Source organism: Polynucleobacter sp. JS-Safj-400b-B2 (genome assembly GCF_018881975.1).
Taxonomy (GTDB): Bacteria; Pseudomonadota; Gammaproteobacteria; order Burkholderiales; family Burkholderiaceae; genus Polynucleobacter.
Genome location: NZ_JACVPJ010000006.1, coordinates 42,881 through 66,926, shown reverse-complemented (window position 1 = coordinate 66,926; position 24,046 = coordinate 42,881). Strand labels below are relative to the sequence as shown.

At 46.9% G+C, this 24,046-nt stretch carries 24 protein-coding genes; 11 read left to right on the top strand and 13 right to left on the bottom strand.

Features of this window, described 5'->3' with window-relative positions:
- Position 1: 1 nt before the first annotated feature.
- Genes dut through ICN48_RS08380 form a run of 5 tightly spaced genes read right to left on the bottom strand, consistent with a single transcriptional unit; the run spans position 2 to position 6,000 of the window.
- Positions 2-451, bottom strand: coding sequence for a dUTP diphosphatase (gene dut, locus ICN48_RS08400; protein WP_216153254.1), 450 nt, complete (start codon positions 449-451; stop codon positions 2-4).
- Between the two features lie 21 nt (positions 452-472).
- A complete protein-coding gene (gene coaBC / locus ICN48_RS08395; protein ID WP_216153253.1) occupies positions 473-1,684 on the bottom strand; it encodes a bifunctional phosphopantothenoylcysteine decarboxylase/phosphopantothenate--cysteine ligase CoaBC in 1,212 nt (403 codons plus the stop codon).
- A gap of 9 nt (positions 1,685-1,693) precedes the next feature.
- A complete protein-coding gene (gene lspA, locus ICN48_RS08390; protein ID WP_216153252.1) occupies positions 1,694-2,185 on the bottom strand; it encodes a signal peptidase II in 492 nt (163 codons plus the stop codon).
- A 10-nt stretch (positions 2,186-2,195) separates the two neighbouring features.
- Positions 2,196-5,075 carry an isoleucine--tRNA ligase gene (gene ileS, locus ICN48_RS08385; protein ID WP_370624188.1) on the bottom strand — a complete coding sequence of 960 codons (2,880 nt, stop codon included), beginning with the start codon at positions 5,073-5,075 and terminating at the stop codon, positions 2,196-2,198.
- On the bottom strand, positions 5,050-6,000 hold the full coding sequence (locus ICN48_RS08380) for a bifunctional riboflavin kinase/FAD synthetase (protein ID WP_216153250.1): 951 nt from the start codon (positions 5,998-6,000) through the stop codon (positions 5,050-5,052). The genes ileS and ICN48_RS08380 overlap by 26 nt, the downstream gene beginning before the upstream one ends.
- Positions 6,001-6,039: 39 nt before the next feature.
- Here ICN48_RS08380 and purN point away from each other — a divergent pair, with 39 nt between their 5' ends.
- Genes purN through ICN48_RS08365 form a run of 3 tightly spaced genes read left to right on the top strand, consistent with a single transcriptional unit; the run spans position 6,040 to position 9,447 of the window.
- Positions 6,040-6,669, top strand: coding sequence for a phosphoribosylglycinamide formyltransferase (gene purN / locus ICN48_RS08375; RefSeq protein ID WP_216153249.1), 630 nt, complete (start codon positions 6,040-6,042; stop codon positions 6,667-6,669).
- The gene (locus ICN48_RS08370) at positions 6,666-8,225 is read left to right on the top strand and encodes an RsmB/NOP family class I SAM-dependent RNA methyltransferase (protein ID WP_216153248.1); all 1,560 of its coding nucleotides are present in this window, start codon (positions 6,666-6,668) and stop codon (positions 8,223-8,225) included. The genes purN and ICN48_RS08370 overlap by 4 nt, the downstream gene beginning before the upstream one ends.
- 28 nt (positions 8,226-8,253) lie before the next feature.
- Positions 8,254-9,447 carry an acyl-CoA desaturase gene (locus ICN48_RS08365; protein ID WP_216153247.1) on the top strand — a complete coding sequence of 398 codons (1,194 nt, stop codon included), beginning with the start codon at positions 8,254-8,256 and terminating at the stop codon, positions 9,445-9,447.
- Between the two features lie 77 nt (positions 9,448-9,524).
- Here ICN48_RS08365 and rpmG read toward each other — a convergent pair whose 3' ends face one another.
- From rpmG to radC, 3 genes are all read right to left on the bottom strand, one after another.
- The gene (gene rpmG / locus ICN48_RS08360; RefSeq protein WP_015421876.1) at positions 9,525-9,692 is read right to left on the bottom strand and encodes a 50S ribosomal protein L33; all 168 of its coding nucleotides are present in this window, start codon (positions 9,690-9,692) and stop codon (positions 9,525-9,527) included.
- Positions 9,693-9,703: 11 nt separating this feature from the next.
- Positions 9,704-9,937 carry a 50S ribosomal protein L28 gene (gene rpmB, locus ICN48_RS08355; protein WP_011903570.1) on the bottom strand — a complete coding sequence of 78 codons (234 nt, stop codon included), beginning with the start codon at positions 9,935-9,937 and terminating at the stop codon, positions 9,704-9,706.
- Positions 9,938-10,081: 144 nt separating this feature from the next.
- Entirely contained in the window at positions 10,082-10,804 is a 723-nt protein-coding gene (gene radC, locus ICN48_RS08350) for a DNA repair protein RadC (RefSeq protein ID WP_216153246.1), read from the bottom strand.
- 3 nt (positions 10,805-10,807) lie between these two features.
- Between radC and ICN48_RS08345 the strand changes: the two genes are divergently transcribed.
- From ICN48_RS08345 to ICN48_RS08315, 7 genes are all read left to right on the top strand, one after another.
- Positions 10,808-11,254, top strand: a complete 447-nt coding sequence (locus ICN48_RS08345; RefSeq protein WP_216153245.1) for a peptidylprolyl isomerase — start codon at positions 10,808-10,810, stop codon at positions 11,252-11,254.
- Positions 11,255-11,257: 3 nt separating this feature from the next.
- Positions 11,258-12,199 (top strand): 4-hydroxy-3-methylbut-2-enyl diphosphate reductase, encoded by a 942-nt coding sequence (gene ispH, locus ICN48_RS08340; protein WP_216153244.1) that lies wholly within the window; start codon positions 11,258-11,260, stop codon positions 12,197-12,199.
- Between the two features lie 29 nt (positions 12,200-12,228).
- The gene (locus ICN48_RS08335) at positions 12,229-13,407 is read left to right on the top strand and encodes a branched-chain amino acid ABC transporter substrate-binding protein (protein WP_216153243.1); all 1,179 of its coding nucleotides are present in this window, start codon (positions 12,229-12,231) and stop codon (positions 13,405-13,407) included.
- Between the two features lie 75 nt (positions 13,408-13,482).
- Entirely contained in the window at positions 13,483-14,418 is a 936-nt protein-coding gene (locus ICN48_RS08330; RefSeq protein WP_216153242.1) for a branched-chain amino acid ABC transporter permease, read from the top strand.
- Position 14,419: 1 nt separating this feature from the next.
- Positions 14,420-15,502 (top strand): ABC transporter ATP-binding protein, encoded by a 1,083-nt coding sequence (locus ICN48_RS08325; RefSeq protein WP_216153309.1) that lies wholly within the window; start codon positions 14,420-14,422, stop codon positions 15,500-15,502.
- Positions 15,499-16,272, top strand: coding sequence for an ABC transporter ATP-binding protein (locus tag ICN48_RS08320; protein WP_216153241.1), 774 nt, complete (start codon positions 15,499-15,501; stop codon positions 16,270-16,272). The genes ICN48_RS08325 and ICN48_RS08320 overlap by 4 nt, the downstream gene beginning before the upstream one ends.
- A complete protein-coding gene (locus tag ICN48_RS08315) occupies positions 16,272-16,985 on the top strand; it encodes an ABC transporter ATP-binding protein (RefSeq protein ID WP_216153240.1) in 714 nt (237 codons plus the stop codon). The genes ICN48_RS08320 and ICN48_RS08315 overlap by 1 nt, the downstream gene beginning before the upstream one ends.
- A gap of 12 nt (positions 16,986-16,997) precedes the next feature.
- Here ICN48_RS08315 and ICN48_RS08310 read toward each other — a convergent pair whose 3' ends face one another.
- Complete coding sequence (locus ICN48_RS08310) at positions 16,998-18,191, bottom strand: acetylornithine transaminase (RefSeq protein WP_216153239.1); 1,194 nt, start codon at positions 18,189-18,191, stop codon at positions 16,998-17,000.
- 71 nt (positions 18,192-18,262) lie between these two features.
- Positions 18,263-19,303 (bottom strand): 2Fe-2S iron-sulfur cluster-binding protein, encoded by a 1,041-nt coding sequence (locus ICN48_RS08305; RefSeq protein WP_216153238.1) that lies wholly within the window; start codon positions 19,301-19,303, stop codon positions 18,263-18,265.
- A gap of 36 nt (positions 19,304-19,339) precedes the next feature.
- Between ICN48_RS08305 and ICN48_RS08300 the strand changes: the two genes are divergently transcribed.
- Complete coding sequence (locus ICN48_RS08300; RefSeq protein WP_216153308.1) at positions 19,340-20,245, top strand: SDR family oxidoreductase; 906 nt, start codon at positions 19,340-19,342, stop codon at positions 20,243-20,245.
- Here ICN48_RS08300 and ICN48_RS08295 read toward each other — a convergent pair.
- The 3 genes from ICN48_RS08295 to ICN48_RS08285 form a co-directional block, all read right to left on the bottom strand.
- Positions 20,208-21,980, bottom strand: a complete 1,773-nt coding sequence (locus tag ICN48_RS08295; RefSeq protein WP_216153237.1) for a glutamine--tRNA ligase/YqeY domain fusion protein — start codon at positions 21,978-21,980, stop codon at positions 20,208-20,210. The two genes, ICN48_RS08300 and ICN48_RS08295, sit on opposite strands and share 38 nt — an antisense overlap.
- Positions 21,981-22,064: 84 nt before the next feature.
- Positions 22,065-23,567: a tripartite tricarboxylate transporter permease gene (locus tag ICN48_RS08290; protein WP_215358500.1), complete on the bottom strand. Its 1,503-nt coding sequence runs from the start codon at positions 23,565-23,567 to the stop codon at positions 22,065-22,067.
- Positions 23,568-23,585: 18 nt separating this feature from the next.
- Positions 23,586-24,044, bottom strand: a complete 459-nt coding sequence (locus ICN48_RS08285) for a tripartite tricarboxylate transporter TctB family protein (RefSeq protein ID WP_216153236.1) — start codon at positions 24,042-24,044, stop codon at positions 23,586-23,588.
- Positions 24,045-24,046: the final 2 nt, after the last annotated feature.

The window sequence follows — 24,046 nt, the reverse complement described above, 5'->3', positions numbered from 1 at the left end:
ATTAGCTCCGACCGGTGCTACCAAAGCCTCCGGCACCACGACTGCTTTCAGTAAAATCTTCAACAACTTTGAGCTCCACTTGTTGTACTGGCATTACTACCAATTGAGCTAAGCGTTCCATCGGCTCCAGTTTGAATGAAGTTGAGCCACGATTCCAGGTGCTCACCATTAATTGACCTTGGTAATCAGAGTCGATTAAGCCCACTAAGTTACCGAGCACAATGCCGTGTTTATGACCTAGACCAGAGCGTGGAAGAATAAATGCTGCATAGCGTGGATCTTCAACATAGATTGCTAATCCGGTAGGCACGAGCACCGTTTGACCAGGGACAATCTCGATTGCCTCATCAATACACGCACGCAGATCTAATCCAGCGCTGCCAGGAGTGCCATAAGTTGGCAGCTGGTCGCGCATACGTTCATCGAGAATTTTGACTTGGAGTGATTGCATGATGTTCCTAAAACGGGGGAATTAAATTTTCTTGGCTACAAGCTGAATAAGCTGGCGGGCTAAATGTAGTTTTTCTGCTTTAGCAATTTTTTTGCTACCGCTGGCATCCATCACGAGTAATTGATTCAGGTCGCTGCCGAATGTATCGGGACCAATGTTGCCAACAATCATCGGAATACCTTTGCGCTGTCGCTTCTCATCAGTATGTTTTTCTAAATCAGTGGACTCGGCTGCAAAGCCTACGCAGTAAGGATATGGCTTACCACCTTTAGTTTTCACTATTTTGGCAATATCGAGCAGAATATCTGGATTGGCTGAAAACTCAAGATGAGGCGCTTGGTTACCTTGGCGCTTAATCTTTTCATTGGCAGGCTTAGCAATCCCCCAGTCAGCAACGGCGGCGACTGCGAAGAAAATATCGCAGTCAGCTGCGTTCAGAGTGGCTGCATGCATTTCTTTGGCGCTAACGACATTGGTGCGGGTAATTTGTCCGGTAGCTTCAAGTGGGGTACTGAGATCACATGGCCCAGCAATTAAATGGACTTGAGCGCCAGCCTCAACCGCAGCCCTTGCAATTGCAAAGCCCATCTTGCCTGAGCTGTGATTGGTGATGCCGCGCACAGGATCTATCGCCTCGAATGTGGGACCTGCAGTAATCAATACTTTTTTGCCGGGCAATGATTTTTTCTGAAAGAAGGCAATAACTTGCTCAGTGATTTCGGCGGGCTCGAGCATTCTGCCCATGCCCACTTCGCCACAAGCTTGGAAGCCGCTGGCAGGCCCAAGAAGGGTAACACCATCGTCTGCAAGTCGTTTGACGCTTCTTTGGGTAGCCGCATGTTCCCACATCTGCTTGTTCATGGCCGGCGTGAGTAATAGAGGGCAATCTCTTGCAAGGCATAAGGTAGTCAATAGGTCATCAGCTAAGCCCAGAGAAAGCTTGGCCATCAAATCAGCACTTGCAGGGGCAATCAGAATGGCATCTGCAGAACGCGATAACTCAATGTGAGGCATATTATTTGGAATGGTGCTATCCCATTGACTCACGTAAACCGGATTGCCTGTGAGCGCCTGCATGGTCACTAGCGTTACAAATTGCTGCGCAGCTTCAGTCATGACTACTTGTACTGAGGCACCTTCTTGCATGAGTTGGCGTGCAAGCTCTGGGGCCTTATAGGCCGCTATCCCACCAGAGATTCCGAGAACGATCTTCTTATTAATAAGTGATTGCATGGCGTCAGCTTAATGGGATTGGGCGGATTTGCCAAATGACTTGCGTAATTCACCCCAAATAATGAGGGCAGCACCGATGCAGATGGCGCTATCCGCGATATTAAAAGCGGGCCAATGCCAGTTGCCGTAATAGACATCAATAAAGTCGACTACAGCGCCATACATCATGCGATCCAAGACATTCCCCAGTGCGCCACCCAGAATCAGGCTCAGCGCTATGCAGAGGAGCTTATCGTTTTGGTCTTTATGTAGCATCCAAATAATGTAAACGGATGCTGCTAGCCCAAGAATGGTGAAGAACCAGCGCTGCCAACCAGAGCCCTGCGCCAGAAATGAAAATGCTGCACCGGGATTGAAGAGAAGTAACCAGTTTAGAAAGGGAAGAACCGGTTCAGGGGCACCCATTTGCAAATTACTGAGTGCGGACCACTTACTCAGTTGATCTAGCAATAGCACGATGACAGCAATTGCTAGATAACGAGGCAGAGCAAGACTTTTCATATGGGATTTCTTAAGCGAAGAGGCGGTGATCACCATCACCAAATAAGTTGCTAATGCAGCGACCACATAATTCTGGATGGTCGGCATTGCTTCCTACATCTTTGGTGTGATGCCAGCAGCGACCGCATTTCTTGTATTGGCTACCGCGTACCAAAACTTCCAGACCTTCGTTGCTGAGTTCAATATTGGCGCTAGAGGTGATGGTTACAAAGCGTAAATCATCTTCTAATGAGTGCAGGATGGCGAAATCAATATCACCGACTTTGATCGTGAGCTCAGCTTGCAGCGATGAGCCTACATTGCCTGCTTCGCGCTCAACCTCAATTGCCTTAGTCACTTCTGAACGAATTTCACGAATACGATCCCATTTAGCAAGTAACTCATCAGCATGTGTAATTTCAGGGAACTTACCAAACTCTTCCATAAAGATGGATTCAGCAGGCTTACTTCCTGTGCCATGCGGAAAATCTTTCCAAGCTTCCTCTGCGGTGAAGGAGAGGAATGGAGATAGCCACTTTAAAAGATTGCGAGTGATGTGAAATAGGGCGTTCTGCGCAGCGCGGCGGTCAGGAGAGTCTGGTGCGCTAGTGTAGAGACGGTCCTTCAAAATATCCAAATAGAAGCCGCCCAAATCCTCGGAACAGAAGGACAGTATGCGAGCCACTGCTGGTTGGAATTCATATGCCTTGTAATGAGCCTCAACATCATTCTGTAATTGATTGGCAAGAGCAACTGCATAGCGATCAATCTCAAGCCATTGATCGGCAGGCATGGAGTGCTTGCTTGGATCAAAATCCGATAAGTTAGCCAACAGGAAGCGCAAGGTATTGCGAATACGACGATAGCTCTCGGTAACGCGTTTGAGAATCTCGTCTGAAATCGTCATTTCACCTGAGTAGTCGGTAGAGGCAACCCATAAGCGAATGATTTCAGCACCGAGTTTGTCGGCAACTTGTTGAGGCGCAATGACATTACCTACAGACTTACTCATCTTGCGCCCTTGACCGTCGACTGTAAAGCCGTGGGTAAGGAGTGCCTTGTATGGCGGCTTGCCATCCAGCATGGCGCCAGTAAGTAATGAGGAGTGGAACCAACCGCGGTGCTGGTCTGATCCCTCTAGGTATAGATCTGCCAAACGACCATTGGGCGTTTCTGCATCTGCAGTGAGTAGTTCGTTACGGTGTGATCCACGAATGACATGCCAATGGGTTGTGCCAGAGTCGAACCAAACATCTAGGGTGTCGCGGTTCTTCTCGTATTGCGCAGCTTCTTCACCCAGTAGTTCAGCAACTTCGAGTTTTTGCCAAGCTTCAATACCTTCTTTTTCGACGCGCTTAGCGATCTCTTCAAGCAGTTCAACGGTGCGTGGATGTGGTTCACCACTTTCTTTGTGGACAAAGAAGGCCATTGGGACGCCCCATTGGCGCTGACGTGACAGAGTCCAATCGGGGCGATTGGCAATCATGCTGCTTAAGCGTTGTTTGCCCCATGCTGGGAAGAACTCAGTGCTATCGATTCCCGCTAAAGCAGTCTCGCGCAAACTGGCTTTACCATCCGATGGTTTCTTATCCATGCTTGCAAACCACTGTGAGGTTGCACGGTAAATGATGGGCGATTTATGGCGCCAGCAATGCATATAAGAGTGGGTATAGGTTTTGTCGCGCAAGAGGCTGCCAGCTTCACGCATGGCTTCAACAATCTTTGGATTTGCTTTCCAGATGTATTCATTAGCGAAGAGTGGTAACCATGATGCGTACACTCCATTGCCCATCACTGGATTGAGAATGTCCTTATCGGCAAGCTTATTGGCTTTGCAGGATTTAAAGTCTTCCTCACCATAGGCAGGCGCTGAGTGAACAATGCCGGTGCCTGTATCGAGCGTAACGTACTCTGCGGGATAGATTGGTGAGAGTCGTTTATAGCCTTCGTGTAATGGTGCTAGCGGATGCCAGAAAGAAATATTTGCCAATTGAGAGCCCTGGCAAGTGGCAATCACTTTGCCTTCTAGGCCATAGTCTTGCAGGCAAATCTCAACTCGGTCCTTTGCCAGAATTAATAACTTGTTGCCAACATCTACTAAAGCGTAAGTAAGTTCTGGGTGGACATTCATCGCTTGGTTAGCAGGAATGGTCCAAGGGGTTGTTGTCCAGATGACAATTTGACCTGGTTTATTTGGTAGCTCGGCAAGTCCAAATGCTTTTGCCAGCTGTGGGCGCTGTGCATCATCAAAGGCAAAGCCAACATCCACCGTTGGGTCAGTTTTATCTTGGTATTCCACTTCCGCTTCAGCTAGCGCCGAGCCACAATCAAAACACCAGTTCACTGGCTTCAATCCACGGAAGACATATCCTTTTTCCCAGATCTTCCCAAGGGCGCGAATTTCATCAGCCTCATTGCGGAAGTTCATAGTGAGGTAGGGGTTATTCCAGTCACCCAATACACCTAAGCGTTCAAAATCTTTCTTCTGTTTTTCCACTTGAACATGAGCATAGGCACGCGCTTTAGCTTGCACTTCAGCGGTTGGTAGGTTCTTGCCAAATTCTTTTTCAATCTGAATTTCAATCGGCATGCCATGACAATCCCAGCCAGGAACATAAGCAGAGTCAAAGCCCATGAGCCAGCGAGACTTGACGATCATATCTTTCAAAATCTTATTGACTGCATGACCAATATGAATATCGCCGTTTGCATAAGGAGGGCCATCATGCAAAATGAACTTTGGCTGGTCTGCATGTGCTGCACGAATCTTTTCATAGAGCTTATTTTTTTGCCATCCAGCAACCCACTGAGGCTCACGCTTGGCTAGATCTCCTCGCATTGGAAAGGAAGTATCTAGTAGATTAACGGGATAAGAGTTTTCTTTTTCAGACATAAGCTTTTTTCTGGAAATAATTTCTGGCATGCGCTGCATCTGCTGCAATCGCTTGTGTAAGGGTTTCGAGGTCTGGGTACTTCGCCTCATCACGGATTTTTTCTAATAGCTCTACGGTAATAATTTTTCCGTAGACATCTGCGTTGTAATCAAAAATATGGGTCTCAAGTAAAACCCTGCCTTCATCCTCTACTGTCGGCCTAACGCCCAGGCTGGCTACCGCAGGCAAAGGCTTTTCACTTAAGCCTAAAACTTGCGCAGTAAAGATGCCAGTCGTTGCTGGCTTGCGATGATGTAGATGGTTTGCAACGGCTAAGTTCAAAGTCGGGAAACCCAGCTGACGTCCAAGTTGTTGACCATGTATAACATGGCCAGAAATTCCGTAGGGGCGACCTAATAACTTTTCAGCTAATTCCATGTCTCCATTTGCAAGAGCGGTACGTAATGCTGAGCTAGAGATGCGTTCACCATCTTGTTGAATAGTTTGAATGCTAGAGACTTCAAAACCATATTTTTCACCAGCAGCTTTTAAGCTAGCAAAGTTACCAGTGCGCTTTGCACCATAGCAGAAATCATCACCAATCAAGATCCATTTAGCATTGAGTCTTTTCACAATAATTTCTGAAACAAATTCTTCAGGAGAGAGTTTCGCAAAAGCAGAGTTGAAATGCTCAACAACAACGCGATCAATTCCGAGCTCAGCAAGAGCGGCTAATTTATCGCGCAGATTCAAAATGCGGGGTGGCGCTTGTTCTGGAGAAAAGAATTCTTTTGGATGTGGCTCAAAGGTCATGACGCAACTGACCAGTCCCCGCTCTTTGGCACCATCAACAAGCTCTTTAAGCAGGGCGCGATGACCCCTGTGCACCCCATCGAAATTACCGATGGTTAGGGCACAAGCTGGTCCTGCAGAAAACTGGGTGGGTCCACGGAATACGTTCACAAAATCGCTTTCAGGGTAGCCATCAATTATATTGTGGGCATGCCTTCTATCGTCACCTTAATCTCCGGCCGCGGATCTAATTTCGAGGCCATTGTCAAAACAGCTCAAAAAGAGCAATGGCCAGTTACATTTGCCGGGGTCATAGCGAATCATTCAGAGGCCAAGGGCCTTGATTTTGCTCGCTCCCAGGGTATTCCAGCCTTTGCCATTGATCATAAGGCGCATCCGACCCGCGAATCCTTTGATGCGGCCTTAATTGCGCAGATTGATGCCTTAGGGGCTGATTTGGTGGTTCTTGCCGGCTTTATGAGAATTCTTACACCAGGATTTATTCGTCATTTTGAGGGGCGATTGATCAATATTCATCCTGCTTTGCTGCCTGCCTTCCCTGGTTTGCACACCCATGAGCGGGCTTTGGAGGCGGAGGTAAAGGAGCATGGTGCCACTGTTCACTTTGTGAATGAGGGCGTGGATGAGGGCCCCATTATTTGTCAGGCCTCGGTTCCGGTGCTAGAAAGTGACGATGCTGACACCTTAGCTGCCCGTGTTTTGGCTGCTGAGCATCAAATTTACCCGCGGGCCGTAAAATGGTTCCTTGATGGACGATTGCGCATAGATGGTAATCAAGTGAAGTTACAACCCCCGGAGTCGCAATTTTTTAAATTATGAGTGCAGAACGTCCACCCCGCAGATCTGGTAGCAGACTAGCCCCCCACAAAAGTTACGCAACGAAATCGAAAGATCCGCTGCGTCGTCCCGAGCGTCGCAATGCTAGCGGTAATTTAATTGCGCCAGAAGGTCAAAAGAATTTCTCTAATGCGAAAGCATTGCCACAACATGCGATTCATCTTGAGCGTTTACTCCCCGAATTGCTTAGTTTTGAACAACCAGCCGACCGAGTAGTCAGTCGTTATTTTAGAGAAGAGAAACAACTTGGAAATCGCGATCGTGCTTTGATTGCTGAGAGCGCGTTCGCCATTTTGCGTCGTAAAAATGAATTCTCCCAATTCGCTTCAAGTGGTGAAGGCTCTCAGGCTAGACGCTTAGCCCTATTGGGTTTGCTGTCTGCTCTATCTGAAGGTGGGCTTGGTTCCGCTAATCGTGCAGAGAGCGCAATTGCTGATTTAGCGCATGTACTGAAGACGGGTGAATATGAGTGGCTACAACGTTTTGCAACGGTTGATCCTGCAGCATTAAATCCTCTCGTGCGGAACAATTTACCAGAGTGGTTGTGGGATGCATTTGGTAAGTATCCTGGTGAGGAAACTCGCGAAGAGTTAGCTAAGTCATTAATGCACCCAGCACTTTTAGATTTGCGTGCGAACACCATGAAAACCAACCGCGAAGAATTACTCGCGCAGATGAATGCATTAGGCGGTCGCTATCAAGCGATCCCAACGCCATATGCACCTGATGGTGTGCGCATTATGGGTAAGCCTGCTTTACAAAATACTGCAGGGTTTAAGGCGGGCATGTTTGAAGTGCAAGATGAGGGCAGTCAACTCTTGGCTTACTTACTTGCACCTAAGCGCGGCGAGATGGTCGTAGACTTTTGCGCTGGTGCCGGCGGTAAGACTTTGGCGATTGGAGCGATCATGCGCTCCACAGGACGTTTGTATGCTTTAGATACATCAGAGCGTCGCTTAGCAAATCTGAAGCCAAGGCAGGCTCGTAGCGGCCTTTCAAATGTCCATCCGGTTTGGATTGATAGTGAGAACGACGCCAAAATCAAACGCTTGGCCGGCAAGATTGATCGTGTATTGGTTGATGCCCCTTGTAGTGGAATGGGTACTCTACGACGCAATCCAGACCTGAAGTGGCGCCAAACCCCTGAGGGAGTTTTGGAGCTCAACCAGAAGCAAATGAATATTTTGACTTCCGCCGCTCGTTTATTGAAGCCTGGAGGCCGATTGGTATATGCCACTTGCAGCCTCCTACCCCAAGAAAATCAAGCTATTGCCGAGGATTTCCTGGTAAAACACCCACAATTTGAGGCTGTTCCCGCTGCAGAAGTGCTTAAACCATTGTTTCCAAAGGATAAGTTACCCATGGGCTGCAGCTCGGATAATCCTTGGTGGCAGTTATGGCCACATATTCACGGAACAGATGGCTTCTTTGGGGCGGTATTCCAAAAGAAAGCTGCTGCTCTAGCTCCCAAGTCTGAAATAGGCGATGAAAAAGAGACTAAGGTCAAAAACAAGAAGGCGCCTAAAGAACTAAAATAAGGTTTTAGACCTCTTTAGGGATTCCCTTTTGAGTATAGCTTCAGGTTTTGATTTGTTTCTCCATTGGCTAGCCAATGGATATTTGGATTGGTCTTGGTGGAAGATTATCGTTTTCACTCTGATAGTCACTCACATCACGATTGCAGCAGTCACTATCTTCTTGCATCGCTGCCAGGCGCATCGTGCTTTAGAACTGCATCCTATCGTTTCTCATTTTTTCCGTTTTTGGCTCTGGCTAACCACAGGTATGGTTACCAAAGAATGGGCTGCGATTCATCGCAAGCATCATGCCAAATGTGAGACAGTCGACGATCCACATAGCCCACAGGTTTTAGGAATTAACACTGTTCTCTCTCGAGGCGCTGAGCTCTACAAAAAAGAAGCGGCCAATCAAGAGACTTTAAACAAGTTTGGACATGGCACGCCAGATGACTGGGTTGAGCACAACATTTATTCCAAGTTTTCATGGCAGGGTGTTGCCATCATGCTTATCGTTGATGTGTTTTTGTTTGGTGCGGTTGGGTTAACTGTTTGGGCGGTGCAAATGCTGTGGATCCCAATTACTGCTGCTGGTGTTATTAACGGTATAGGCCACTATTGGGGTTATCGCAGCTTTGACTGTGAAGATGCCTCCAGAAATATTGTGCCTTGGGGTATTTTAATTGGTGGCGAAGAGTTACATAACAATCATCACACTTTCGCAACCAGTGCGAAGCTATCTAATAAATGGTATGAGTTTGATATTGGCTGGATGTATATCCAGATGATGAGTGCAGTTGGTTTGGCTACTGTGAAGAAGACTCCACCCAAGCCAGTATTAAGTGACTTGCGTCCTGCCGATCAAAACACTCTTGAAGCTATCATTGCGAATCGCTATGAAATTATGGCGCGTTACAGCAAGACATTGCGCCGCTTTTTCAATAATGAAGTTCAGCATATGCAAGTCTTGGCAGCGCATCTAGGTGATGCTCGTACTTGGTTGGCTAAAGATGAATCACGCCTGAGTGCAGAAGAGAAGGCAAAGTTAGAAGAGCTCATGGCCAGCAATGCGCAGCTTCGCAAAATGATTGAGATGCGTCGTGATCTCCAGGCCATCTGGGGCCGCTCTAGTGCCACAAAAGAGCAATTACTTTCTCAGTTGCACACTTGGTGTCAGCACGCAGAAGAAAGTGGCCTATCAAGTCTGCGTGAGTTCTCTTTGCGTCTACGTCGTTACGCTTAAATCAATTTCTAGACATTAAAAAACCCGCTGATGTAGCGGGTTTTTTATTTACTGGAAGTAAGTATTAAATGAATACCTTACTTCAGCTTTGTTTCTTTGTAAGCAACGTGCTTGCGAATAGTAGGATCAAACTTCATGATCTCCATTTTCTCAGGCTTCGTACGCTTGTTTTTTGAAGTTGTGTAAAAGTGACCAGTACCTGCTGATGACTCTAACTTGATTTTTTCTCTGCCGCCTTTAGCCATTTGTGCGCTCCTTAAATTTCGCCACGTGCACGTAAATCAGACAACACAGCATCGATGCCGTTCTTGTCGATAACGCGCAAACCAGCATTGGTTAAGCGCAAGCTAATCCAACGGTTTTCAGATTCAACCCAGAAACGACGGTTTTGCAAATTCGGCAAAAAGCGACGCTTCGTTTTATTGTTTGCATGGGATACATTGTTGCCAACCATCGGCTTCTTCCCAGTGACTTGGCAAACTTTTGCCATGACATAACTCCATTAATTGCGAAAAAAGAAGATTGTATCAGTCTCAGCCCATTTTGGGCTAGCCCTAAATAGCTTTCATGAGAAGGAATTGAAAATAAACTATATGACCGGGTGTCATTTTGGTACATAAGTTAGTAATTACTATCATTTATTGATATTACCCATAAGGCCAGAGTCCGAAAAAGAGAAAAAACCACTGCCACTCACAATACAATGATCGAGTAACTGAATATCTACCAGTTGTAGGGCGTTCGCCAGTATTTTTGTGAGTTCTTGGTCTGCATTGCTGGGTAATGGATTGCCGCTAGGGTGGTTATGAGCCACGATTAGGGCGCTGGCATTTTTAGCTAGGGCCTCTTTGAGGATTTCTCGGGGATAGATGGCTGTTTGGGCGATAGAGCCCCTAAAAAGCTCGTCACATTCAATCAAATGCAGGCGTGAGTCCAAATAGAGGCACAGAAATACCTCATGGGGAAGGCGGCCAATTTTGGCTTGTAAGAACTCTCTAACGTGGTTCGGCGATGAAAAAATGGAATCTTGGCTTAGACCGTCTTCTAGACTACGTTTAACAAGCTCATATGCCGCTTGAATTTGAGACCATTTGGAGAGTCCCATACCGTGTATTCGGGTAAATTCTTCAGGGGAGCTAACCAGAAGGCGGGGCAAGCTTCCGAAATGGTGCAGTAGATCTTTAGCCAGGGCAACAGCACTTTTACCTTTTACCCCTACCCGCAAAAAGATAGCAAGTAGCTCAGCATCAGAAAGAGACGCAGCGCCATTTAAGCGCAGCTTTTCTCGGGGCTGCTCATTTTTGGGCCAACCTGTGATTGGGGAGTGCACAGCTAGCGCAGGCCTAGATACAATCACCTTATGACTAAGCTTACCGTTTTGCCTAATTCCTTTTTGACTCTCAACTACCGGCTCACTTTGCCCAGCGGGGAGGATTACATCAACACTTTTATTGATCGCCCTGCGACGGTTTTGATGGGATCTGGACAATTTGCTCCTTGTTTTGAAAATGTCTTGTTGGGCTTAGGTGTTGGCGAGAAAAAAAGTGCGCTGCTTGCACCCGAAGAAAGTTTTGGTGAGCGCAAAGAAGATTTAGTGCAATGGGTATCCCTAAAGGCGCTTAAAGAAGGCCGTGATGACGACGTGGAATTTAATCCAGGTGATGTGATTGAGTTCAATGCGCCGGGTGGCGCTCAATACGCGGGTGTATTGCAATCGATTAATGAAGAGGGGGCTTGGTTTGACTTTAACCATCCCTTGGCGGGAAGACCAATAAGTTTTGAAGCAGAGATTGTGGCGATTTTGTAAACCATGAGCGATTTCAATAACCCAGAAATTTTGATGGCTCAGCCTCGTGGTTTTTGCGCAGGCGTAGATCGTGCGATCAATATTGTTAATGAGGCGCTCAATCGTTTTGGCGCACCTATATATGTACGCCATGAAATTGTTCACAACGCTTATGTTGTGAACGAGTTGCGTGATAAAGGCGCAGTATTCGTAGATGAATTGCATGAAGTTCCTAAGGGCGGCATCGTGGTATTTAGTGCGCACGGTGTTTCTCAGGAAGTTCGCAAGGATGCTGAGGCTAGAGGGCTGCAAGTATATGACGCCACCTGCCCATTGGTGACTAAGGTTCACCTTGAGGTGGTAAAGATGTGCAAAGATGGCTTTACAGTGTTGATGATTGGTCATGAAGGACACCCTGAAGTTGAGGGCACTATGGGACAGGTCAAAGAAGGCATTTTCTTGATTGAGAAGCTCGGTGATGTGGACGCTTTGACATTTCCGACTGATGAAAAGATTGCATTTGTTACCCAGACAACGCTTTCAGTAGATGAGACCAAAGAAATCGTAGAAGCATTAACTAAAAAGTTCCCTAATATTGTTCAGCCCCGAAAACAAGATATTTGTTATGCCACTCAGAATCGACAAGATGCTGTGAAATTCATGGCGCCTCAGGTTGAGGTGGTAATTGTGGTGGGAAGTGCGACGAGCTCAAACTCCAATCGTCTGCGTGAACTTTCTGAAAAGCTTGGCATCCCTTCTTACATGGTTGATGCCCCCGACCAACTTAAGCCAGAATGGTTTGTTGGTAAAAAACGGGTTGGGTTAACTGCGGGAGCATCCGCTCCAGAAAGTTTGGCTCAGTCTATTGTCAGTCGCATCCAGGAGTTTGGACCAAGAACCGTACGTCCTCTTGATGGTGTAGTTGAGGACGTCACCTTTTCATTGCCTAAAAATTTAGTTGATTAAAGTATCCATTCATAACAGAGGAGCCATACATGATCAAATCACACATTACTTTTACAAGCAGTGCCCTTGCTATGGCGGCCTCAGCTTTGCTGCTGACTGCTTGTGGCAAAGGTGGCGATAAGTCTGTAACAGCCCCGGTTGATGGCGTTGAAGTAAAGATCGGTCACGTTGCTCCTCTCACCGGACCTATTGCCCACTTAGGTAAGGACAATGAGAATGGCGCCAGACTCGCGCTTGAAGAAATTAATAAAGCAGGCTTAACGATTGATGGAAAAAAAGTAGTTCTGACCTTGGTTCCTGAAGATGACGCTGAAGATCCAAAGACGGCTACGCAAGTCGCACAAAAATTAGTGGATGCTAAGGTGGTTGGAGTAGTCGGTCACCTCAATTCTGGAACAAGTATTCCGGCATCACGTATTTATAGCGATGCAGGTATTACCCAGGTCTCTCCGTCTGCAACTAATCCTGACTACACCAAGCAAGGCTTTAAAACAACCTATCGCTTAGTGGCAACCGATGCTCAACAGGGTCCAGCACTGGCTAATTACGTTGTCAATAATTTAAAGGCAAAGACTGTAGCCATTATTGATGACTCCACCCAGTACGGTAAAGGTTTGGCCGATGAGTTTGAGAAAACAGTAAAAGCTGCTGGCGTTAAAGTGGTGACTCGTGAGGCCAGCAACAACAAAGCTACTGATTTCAAGGCTATCTTGACGAAGATTAAAGGTAGCAAACCTGATGTCATTATGTACGGCGGCATGGATGCTACCGGGGGTCCATTAACTAAGCAAGCGGCTGAGTTGGGTATTAAAGCTAAGGTAGTTGGTGGTGATGGTATGTGTACTGAGAAGCTTGCTGAGTTGGCTGGTGAGGCTGTTGTCAATGTGACTTGCTCCGAAGCGGGCATGGCTTTATCAAAGATGGCTCAAGGAGCTGATTTCCAGAAGCGTTACAAAGAGCGCTTTAACTCTGATGTACAGATTTATGCACCTTTCACCTATGACGCTGTATATGTCTTGGTGGATTCTATGAAGCGTGCAAACTCAACTGATCCCGCAAAGATTTTGGCTGTTATGCCTGATACAAAAATGCAGGGCTTGATCGGTAATATTGCTTTTGATAACAAAGGTGATATGAAAGAGGGTGTGATTACCTTGTACGACTTCAAGGATAAAAAGAAAACAGTTCTTGAAGTTATTAAGATGTAATGACCCCTGAATCAAAAATAGCGCCGCTCATGCGGTGCTATTTTTTTATTAAGACACAATAAATCCTCTCCCCGCATGGATATCCTTCTTCAACAGATCATTAACGGCTTAGTGCTTGGCAGCATCTACGCTTTGATTGCGTTGGGCTACACCATGGTGTATGGCGTGCTGGGGATTATTAATTTCGCACATGGCGAAGTATTAATGATTGGCGCAATGGTTTCGTTGTCGCTCTTACGTATGATTCTGAATTTAACTAGCGATTTGCCGGGTTGGCTGACGCTATTAATCGTATTGCCTGTGACCATGGCGGTTTGCGCAGGATTAAGTTATTGGATCGAGAGAATTGCTTACCGCCCCCTACGAAATGCGCCACGCTTAGCGCCGCTGATATCGGCCATCGGCATGTCTATTTTGTTGCAAACCATTGCAATGATGATTTGGTCGCGTAATCCCATGACCTATCCACAGTTGTTGCCTTCTGCTCCAATTGATTTATGGGGAAGTGGTGCCACCATTACCGGTAAGGAAATTGTGATCATCATAGTGGCATTGGCAGTGATGTCAGGCTTACTGTTCTTGGTGGAAAAAACAAAACTTGGCAGAGCGATGCGGGCTACTGCTGAGCAAACTCAAATTGCTGCACTAATGGGGGTTAACCCAAATCGTGTGATCTCCATTACTTTTATGCTGGGTGGGGCTCTGGCAGGTTTAGCGGGCGTCATGATTGCGAGTAACTATGGCAATGTCCATTTTTATATGGGCTTCATTCCTGGCCTCAAAGCTTTCACTGCTGCCGTCCTTGGGGGCATCGGAAATTTACAGGGTGCGATGCTGGGAGGACTACTTCTGGGTTTAATTGAATCTTTGGGTGCTGGATATATCGGTGAGCTTACTGGTGGAGTGTTTGGCTCAAACTATCAAGATATTTTTGCATTTCTGGTTTTGATCTTGGTATTGGTATTCCGACCTACTGGTTTGTTGGGTGAGAAAGTTTCAGATCGTGCATAAGATTTTTGTTGTCAATCGACTTAGTCGTTCTACCTACTTATGGCTTGGATTGATTGCTTTAGTTCTTTTGCCTTGGATCGTTGGTGCTGGTGGCGGTAACTATTGGGTGCGGGTGCTCAATTTTGCTTTGCTTTATATCGTTCTCGCCCTGGGCTTGAATGTAGTTGTGGGTTTTGCAGGCCTTTTGGATTTAGGTTACATCGCTTTTTATGCTCTAGGCGCATACAGCTACGCCTTATTGGCTTCTCCACACTTACCAACGCATTTTGAAACTATTGCAGCCACGTTCCCAGAGGGAATGCATTTTTCTCCTTGGATGGTTGCGGTGTTCTCGATTATTTTGGCCGCCTTATTTGGTTTGATCTTAGGTTTACCGACACTCCAGTTACGCGGTGATTATTTAGCAATTGTTACTTTAGGTTTCGGTGAAATTATTCGCATCTTCATGAATAACTTAGATCGTCCTTTAAATCTTACCAACGGCCCCAAGGGAATTTCCGGCATAGATCCCATTCACCTATTTGGCATCTCATTTACCAAGCCTTTAGATTTTGGCTTCATCCAAATCCCCGGTTTGTATTTGGTGTTTTATTTATTTCTGCTATTGGCGATTGCGGTGGCGATCGTTTGTTTGCATTTACAGGACTCACGCATCGGACGTGCTTGGATTGCAATTCGTGAAGATGAGATTGCAGCTAAAGCAATGGGTATCAATACCCGTAATATGAAATTACTTGCCTTTGCAATCGGCGCTTCATTCGCTGGAGTGGCAGGCGTACTATTTTCTGCCTTTCAAGGCTTTGTTTCCCCAGAATCGTTTACGCTCTGGGAGTCGATTGTGGTCCTAGCTATGGTTGTTCTAGGCGGTATTGGCCATATTCCAGGAGTGATCTTAGGGGCTGTTCTTTTGGCAGTGTTTCCGGAAGTCTTGCGCGGTATTGCGCAACCGGTGCAACAGTTTCTATTTGGCCATGTCATTGTCGATGTAGAGATCATCCGTCAATTAATTTATGGCCTAGCTTTGATTTTGATCATGCTGTATCGCCCAGGTGGCATTTGGCAAAAGCGTGGAGGTAGCAAATGACTACTGCATTGCTTTTAGATGTGACAGATGTTTCTAAGCACTTTGGAGGCCTACAGGCGCTAGATTCTGTTGGCTTACAAGTGCCTCAAGGATCAATTGTTGGCTTGATTGGCCCTAATGGTGCCGGTAAGACTACTTTCTTTAACGTCGTCACCGGTTTATATCCTGCAGACTCTGGAATCTTTTTGTTTGATGGCAAATCGTATTTTCCAGAGTCAGTATCTGAAGTGACTAAATCTGGCTTGGCTAGAACATTCCAAAATATTCGTCTTTTTGGCGAAATGTCTGTTCTTGAAAATGTGATGGTGGGGTGTCACTGTCGAACTAGGGCGGGGTTACTGGGCGCAATTTTCCGCTTTCCGTCTACTAGGCGTGAAGAGCGAGCGATACGAGATAAAGCGATGCAGCTATTGGCTTACGTGGGACTAAGTGATTTTGCTCAGATGGAGGCACGCAACCTTTCATATGGTCACCAGCGCCGCCTTGAAATAGCAAGGGCTTTAGCTACAGAGCCAAAGCTCTTGGCACTAGATGAGCCAGCTGCTGGCATGAATGCTACTGAGAAATTAGAGCTTCGTGAATTGTTATTGCGTATCCGGGCTGACGGTAAAACAATCCTGCTGATTGAGCATGATGTGGCTTTGGTAATGGGAATTTGCGATAGCCTAACAGTGCTAGATTACGGCAAAGTCATTGCCGCAGGAAAACCTGCAGATGTGCGCATTCACCCAGAAGTGATTAGAGCCTATCTTGGCCAGGGAGCTGTTTAATGAGTGCCCTATTAACAGTAAAGGATCTCAAAGTTTCTTATGGCGGAATTAATGCCGTCAAAGGAATTGATTTGCATGTGAATCATGGCGAGCTCGTTGCATTGATTGGCGCAAATGGCGCCGGTAAGAGTTCTAGCTTGAAAGCGATTGCAGGTTTGCTGACACCATCTACAGGTGAAATTAATTTTGCAAATCATGTAACTAAAAAGTTACCGGCTCATGAATTGGTGCGCTTAGGGTTAGGCATGGTTCCGGAAGGCCGTGGCGTCTTTAAACGCATGACTATTTTGGAAAACCTCCAAATGGGCGCCTACCTTCAGTCGGATGCTAAAGAAATCGAGCGCAAACTGGAAGAGGTGTATTCCTATTTCCCGAGATTAAAAGAACGTTTATCTCAGCTAGCCGGGACTCTTTCGGGTGGTGAGCAGCAAATGGTTGCTATGGGTAGGGCGATGATGGCCCAGCCTAAGTTATTACTGCTAGATGAGCCCTCCATGGGGCTCTCACCGATCATGGTGGAAACCATCTTTGATGTGATTCAAGGTCTATCGGGTAGCGGTATGACTATTTTGCTGGTGGAACAGAATGCGCGCCTAGCACTACAGATGGCTGACCGAGCTTATGTCATGGAGAGTGGATTAATAACGCTGAGCGGGTCCGGCAAAGAGTTATTAGAAGACTCCCGAGTCCGTGCAGCCTACTTAGGTGAGTAGGCTGATAGTTTTTTAAGCTACTTCTTTGAGTAACTCGCGCAGCATATTACACATCTGACGAATTTCATCACCAGATACATTCAAGGCGGGCATAAAGCGTAATAAGTTTGGTCTTGGTGAGTTAATCAGCAAACCTTCAGGACTGCGATCGCGTGCCAGTTCAACCAGTTTTGGACCAATGTCTTTTCCAAGCATCAGCGCGCGCAACAAGCCTGCGCCACGCTCACCTTCGAGATTAAATTCTGCACAAAGCTTGAGTAATTCAGACTTGAGTAACTCGCCTTTGGCTTTGACGTTATCCAAAAATCCTGGGGCTAAGAGTTGTTCAATGACGCTAATACCTACAGCAGTCATGAGTGGATTGCCGTTATAGGTACCACCTTGATCACCCGGTACAAAGCAAGCTACCGCATCAGTTGCTAATAAAGCGGCCAAGGGTACGCCTCCACCAATGCCTTTGCCCAGCGTCATGATGTCTGGCTCAATACCGTAGTTTTCGTAAGCGAAGAGAGTGCCGGTACGTCCACAGCCAGCCTGCACTTCATCTGCAATCAATAAAATATTGTTTTCTTTGGTGAACTTACGCAGTTCATGCATAAATTCTGGAGCAGCTGGAATGACGCCACCCTCACCTTGAACCGGTTCAAGCATGACCGCTACTGTTTTATCGGTGACGAGTTTTTTAACGGATTCCAAATCATTTAAATCTGCTTTAGGAAAGCCCGCCACTTGTGGGGCAAACATCGTGTCCCAGTTTGGCTTACCAGAAGCGCTCATTGTTGCTAATGTACGTCCATGAAAACTGTGATCAAACGTAATAATTTCAAACGCACCAGATTTATTTAGCTGACCCCATTTGCGTGCCAACTTAATCGCGCCTTCATTGGCTTCAGCGCCGCTGTTGGCAAAAAATACCTTATCAAAGCAGCTGTTTTGAGTTAGCAGATTAGATAAGCCAATCATGGGTTCGTTATAGAACGCAGGACTTGGATTAATGAGTTTTTTTGCTTGCACATTGAGTGCCTCAATCATTCCTGGATTACAGTGACCCAAGCAATTTACTGCCCAACCTTGCAAGAAATCTAAATAGCGTTTGCCATTGTTATCCGTTAGCCATGAACCATTGCCCTCGACCATGGTGATCTCTGGACGTGAGGTAATGAACATTACTGAATGGGTGTCGATGGCTTGGGCTGGCTTGTTCATGCTGATTTAGTGGTCAATAAGGTCGAATGAGGTTTTTATTATCTAACTAAATGGGATTAATGGCGCAGGATTTAAACACTTGCTAAATCTGCCGCGCTGGTGAAGGAGTCAGCAAAGAATTCTTCCTCAGGCAGATGACATTTGGATGAAAAGTCGTTTCTGGCGGCATTGACCATTACTGGGGCGCCACAGGCATAAACCTGGAAATTCTTCATATCAGGATGGTCCGCCATGACAGCTTGGTGGACAAAGCCTACACGACCCTGCCAGGCATCTTCTGGCAAGGCTTCAGAAATCACGGGGATGTACTTAAAGCCGGCAATTACTGTTTCCCAGGATTTGCATAAATCAGCTAAATACAAATCGCTTGGACGACGGCCGCCCCAATATAAATGAATTGGACGCTGAATTTTCTTGGCTTGCATTTGTTCGATGATCGATTTGATTGGGGCAAAGCCCGTGCCAGCAGCAACAAAGATAATCGGTTTCTTAGAATCTTCTCTTAAGAAGAAGCTTCCCAAGGGGCCCTCAAAACGAAGAATGTCTTTTTCTTTTAATGCGGGTGTGACGGCACCAAACACAAAGTCAGTAAACAGGCCGCCTGGCAGATGACGAATGTGCAACTCCAGCGGACCTTCTTGCACAGGCCCGTTAGCAATTGAGTAAGCACGGCGTTGACCGTCTTTGAGTAGAAACTCTAAATATTGACCAGCCAAGAATTGGAAGCGTTCAGCAGCCGGTAGTTGGAGTTTGAGAATGGCCACATCATTACTGGGCTTACTAATGGTATTAACGCGGCAGGGCACCTTACGAATCGCAATATCACCGGCTCCTTGGACCTCACGAGCTTCAATTAGTAAATCTGACTGGGGGTGAGAGCAGCAAAACAAAATGCCGCCAGCGGTTTCATCGGACTTGCTCAAAGCACTTTCACTATGCTGGCCATGGGTCACCTGGCCCTCTAAAACTTTGCCCTTGCAGGACCCACAAGCACCATTTTTACAGCCATAGGGCAGATTGATTCCTTGACGAAGGGCGGCCTCCAAAAGGTTTTCATCTGGATTGACGGTAAATTGTTTGCCGCTCGTTTTGAGCGTGACTTTATAAGACACTCTCATTCCTTTCAATAAATCGTTACGATGTTACTTATGCAATCTTTTGGTAAACCTTCAATCCTGATTATTGGCTGCGGAGATATCGGTCTTCGGGTAGCTAAACAGCTCTCGCGAAGCCATCGTGTTTACGCTCTTACTTCTCAACAGAATCGCTTTCAGGAGCTGAGGGAGGTTGGCGCGATCCCTATTTTGGGTAACCTGGATCATCCAGAGTCCTTATGGCGCCTCAGTGGTTTAGCTCAAACCGTTATTCATTTGGCACCACCTCAAAATGGTGGAAATCGCGATTGCCGAACCCGCAACTTACTCCGAATTTTAGCCCAAGGCTCTAATACCGTCAGACGCCTCATTTATATCAGCACCACCGGTGTCTATGGCGATCACAGGGGTGGCAGGGTGAGTGAGGCAACCCCAGTCAGCCCCCAAAGTGAGCGCGCTCAAAGAAGGGTTGATGCGGAGCGGATGCTTCGTCTATGGGCGCCTGCTCACGGGGTGGCTTTAACCATTCTGCGTGTTCCGGGGATTTACGCTGCTGACCGTCTGCCGATTGAGCGTCTCCAAGCAAAAACACCGGCGCTATTGCCAGAGGAAGATGCTTACTCAAATCATATTCATAGTGATGATTTAGCGCGGCTAGTATGTGCGGCCGTCTATCACGGCAAACCCCAGCGCATCATCAATACATGCGATGGAGGAGAAACCAAGATGGGTGATTACTTCGATGAGGTGGCTGATGCCTTTGGGTTGGAGAGGCCAACTCGATTACCAGGAAGTGAGTTGCAAAAAATCGTCAGCCCGATGCTCTGGTCTTTTATGCGCGAATCACGCCGCGTGACCAACACTCGCTTGCATGAACTCAAAACACCGCTACGCTATCCCAGCGTAGGACATTTTCTGAAAACTATTTCCAAGAATCCTTCAGACCAACAGTACGATTGAATACTGGCTTGCCAGGTTTGGAATCGATCTTATCGGCAACAAAGTAGCCGTGCCGCTCAAACTGGAAGCGATCTTCGGCTTTAGCATCTTTCATACAAGGCTCTAAGTAAGCGTTAATCGTCTGCATAGAGTTTGGATTGATTGCATCTAAGAAGTTCTTATCGCCACTATCTGGATGCGGGTCACTAAAGAGGTGATCGTATAGGCGCACTTCAGCGGGGATGGCTTCAGCAGCGCTAATCCAATGAATATTGCCTTTAACCTTGTAATTGTTGGAGCCAGCAGTACCGCTTTTACTGTCTGGGAAATGGGTTACATTGACTTGGGTCAAATTGCCCTGGGCATCAGTTTCAAAGCCGGTGCATTCCACTACAAAGCCATGGCGCAAACGTACGCGGCTACCAGGCTGATCGCCAATGGGTGGATAGAGTCTAAAGAATCCCTTAATGGGTTCTTCCATAAAGTCATCTGCCTCAATCCAAAGCTCACGCGTGAAATGAAATTCACGATTGCCCCATTCTGGATGATTGGGGTGGCGTGGGGCAGAGCATGCTTCTTTTGCTGAGGCATCAAAGTTTTCCACCACGAGCTTGAGGGGTTTGAGCACTGCAGTCGCGCGCGGTGCCTTTGCTTCTAGATCGTCACGCAAGGCTTGATCTAGGGTACTCATGTCAATCCAGCTATCTGCTTTGGATACGCCAATGCGCTCACAGAACAAACGAATGCTTTCTGGGGTGTAGCCGCGACGACGGATACCAACGATGGTTGGCATACGCGGATCATCCCAGCCTTCAACATGTTTTTCTTCGACTAGTTGCAATAGCTTGCGTTTACTAGTGATGGTGTAAGTCAGATTTAAGCGAGCAAACTCATACTGATGCGGTACGGGATCTTTGAAGACGCCCAATTCTTTTAGGGAATTCACAATCCAATCGTAGAGTGGGCGATTGTTCTCAAACTCCAGCGTGCAGATAGAGTGGGAGACATTCTCCAGGGCATCAGAGATGCAGTGGGTGAAGTCATAAAGCGGGTAAATACACCACTTGCTGCCAGTGCGATGATGATCGGTATGGCGAATACGATAAACCACAGGGTCACGCATCACGATATTCGGGTGCGCCATATCAATCTTCAAGCGGAGAACATGTTCACCATCTTTGAACTTGCCATCACGCATGTCACGGAACAGTTGTAGATTTTCTTCTGGGCTTCGATCTCGATAGGGGCTATTTTTTCCCGCTTGACCAAAGTTGCCTCGATTGGTGTGAATGTCATCAGCACTTTGGCTGTCCACATATGCTTTACCATTTTGAATCAGGATCTCGGCAAACTCGTACAGTTTGTCAAAGTAGTCACTTGCGTGATACAGATTGGTTCCCCAATCAAAGCCCAGCCACTTCACCGCATCCAAAATACTGTCGGCGTATTCAACATCCTCTTTTACCGGGTTAGTGTCATCCAGACGCATATTGCATCGAGCGCCACCAGCTTGATTGTTGTAATCAGCAGCTAAGCCAAAGTTCAGGCAAATACTTTTGGCGTGACCAATATGCAAATAGCCATTAGGCTCAGGTGGAAAACGAGTGATGATGGAGGGAATCGGCTCCCCAGCTAAATTAGTGCGCTGTGAAAAAGCTCCGCTTGCCAAATCATGATCGATGATCTGGCGTAAGAAATTGGATGGCTCAGTTGCGGCGCCGGCATTTGCTTTAAAGGGTTTGCTATCTTGGGACATAGTCACATTGTAGAGAAAACCCCCAGCCCATAAAGAAAAAGCCCGCAAACAGCTGCGGGCTCGTTTCTGTGTGGCATAAAACGATCAGTCTTCGACAAATGCCTCTTCGCGAGTCTTCTTAACTGCAGGCAGCGCCACGATCACTACCAACAGGGCTGATGCAATGAGCAACCCCAAGGACAGTGGACGAGTTAGGAAGGTAGTGAAATCGCCACGAGATAGCAGTAATGCGCGGCGGAAGTTCTCTTCCATCATTGGCCCAAGCACAAAGCCCAAAAGCAATGGAGGCGGTTCGCAACCCAGTTTGAAGAAGAGGTAACCAATGATGCCAAAGGCAGCGGTCACATACACGTCAAACACAGTATTGTTTACGGTATAGACACCGATACAGCAGAAAACCAGAATGGCTGGGTACATGAAGCGATAAGGAATCTTCAGTAGCTTTACCCAGATACCAATGAGGGGCAAGTTTAAGAGAATCAACATCACGTTACCAATCCACATGGAGGCGATCAGACCCCAGAACAAAGCTGGGTTGCTGGTCATCACCTGAGGACCTGGTTGAATGTTGTGAATAGTCATCGCACCAACCATCAAGGCCATCACTGCATTTGGAGGAATACCCAAAGTCAACAATGGAATAAATGAGGTTTGAGCAGCAGCGTTATTAGCTGATTCAGGGCCAGCAACACCCTCAATAGCGCCTTTACCAAACTCATGGCTGTACTTAGAAGATTTTTTCTCAACTGAGTAAGCGCCAAAAGCAGCAAGTGCTGCGCCACCGCCCGGTAGGATGCCTAGAATTGAACCAATCGTTGTGCCACGCAAGATGGAGGGAATCATGCGCTTGACGTCTTCCTTGGTAGGAATCATCGTGGTCATTTTGTTAAGGAAGCCTTCATCCTCATCGGTTTTCTCAAGGTTACCCATGATCTCTGCGAAACCAAAGACACCCATCGCAACTGCAACGAAGCCAATACCATCGCTCAACTCAGGAATATCAAACGCATAACGCGAAACACCAGAGTTAACATCAGTACCGATCAAGCCCATTAGAAGGCCTAAGACGATCATGCCAATCGCTTTGATCAAAGAGCCAGATGCCAACACAACTGCACCGATCAAGCCCAAGATCATCAGAGAGAAGTACTCAGCTGGACCAAACTTAAATGCCAGTTGTGAGAGTGGTGCAGCAAAAGCGGCCAACACTAAAGTTGCCACGCAACCCGCAAAGAATGAGCCCATGCCGGCGGTGAACAATGCAACGCCAGCTCGACCATTTCTGGCCATTTGGTAGCCATCGATCGCCGTCACCACCGAGGACGTCTCTCCTGGGATGTTCAACAGAATTGCTGTTGTGGAGCCGCCGTACTGTGAGCCGTAGTAAATACCAGCCAACATAATCAATGCAGCAATTGGAGGCAAGGCATAAGTAGCTGGCAATAACATCGCGATAGTCGCGATAGGGCCAAGACCTGGCAAAACACCAATCAGAGTTCCCAAGACGCAGCCGATCAGGCAGTACAAGAGATTTTGTAAGGTAAAAGCGGTATCGAAACCGAGAGCTAAATTAGCAAATAAGTCCATTTTCAGTATCCCGGTACGTTATTGAAGAAAGAAAGGCAGTAATGGGAACTGTAATTTCAGACCCAGAACAAATACCGAATAAGTGAAAACAATCAGAAATATGGCATTAATTAAAGTGCCTTTCCAATGAAATTCATGACTTGCGCTGGCTGACATAAATACCAAAACGAACACGGCTACGATAAAGCCCATCGTTGGCAAGAGGATGCCGTATGCAATGACAGATCCAGTAATGAGGCCAATGACCTTCCAATTGAAAGGAGGGATTTTTTCAATTGCTGCTTTAGCGCTGAGTGACTTCACTAGGATGATTAAACCCAGGGCTGTCATTACTAGGCCAAGCCAGAAGGGAAAGTATCCAGGCCCCATTTTGGCAGCAGTTCCCATTGGGTGCTGGGTGGCCATGAAAGTGAAAAAGAGACCAATGACCATATACATTAGGCCAGCCCCAAAATCTTTTTGATTGCGGATTTCCAAGT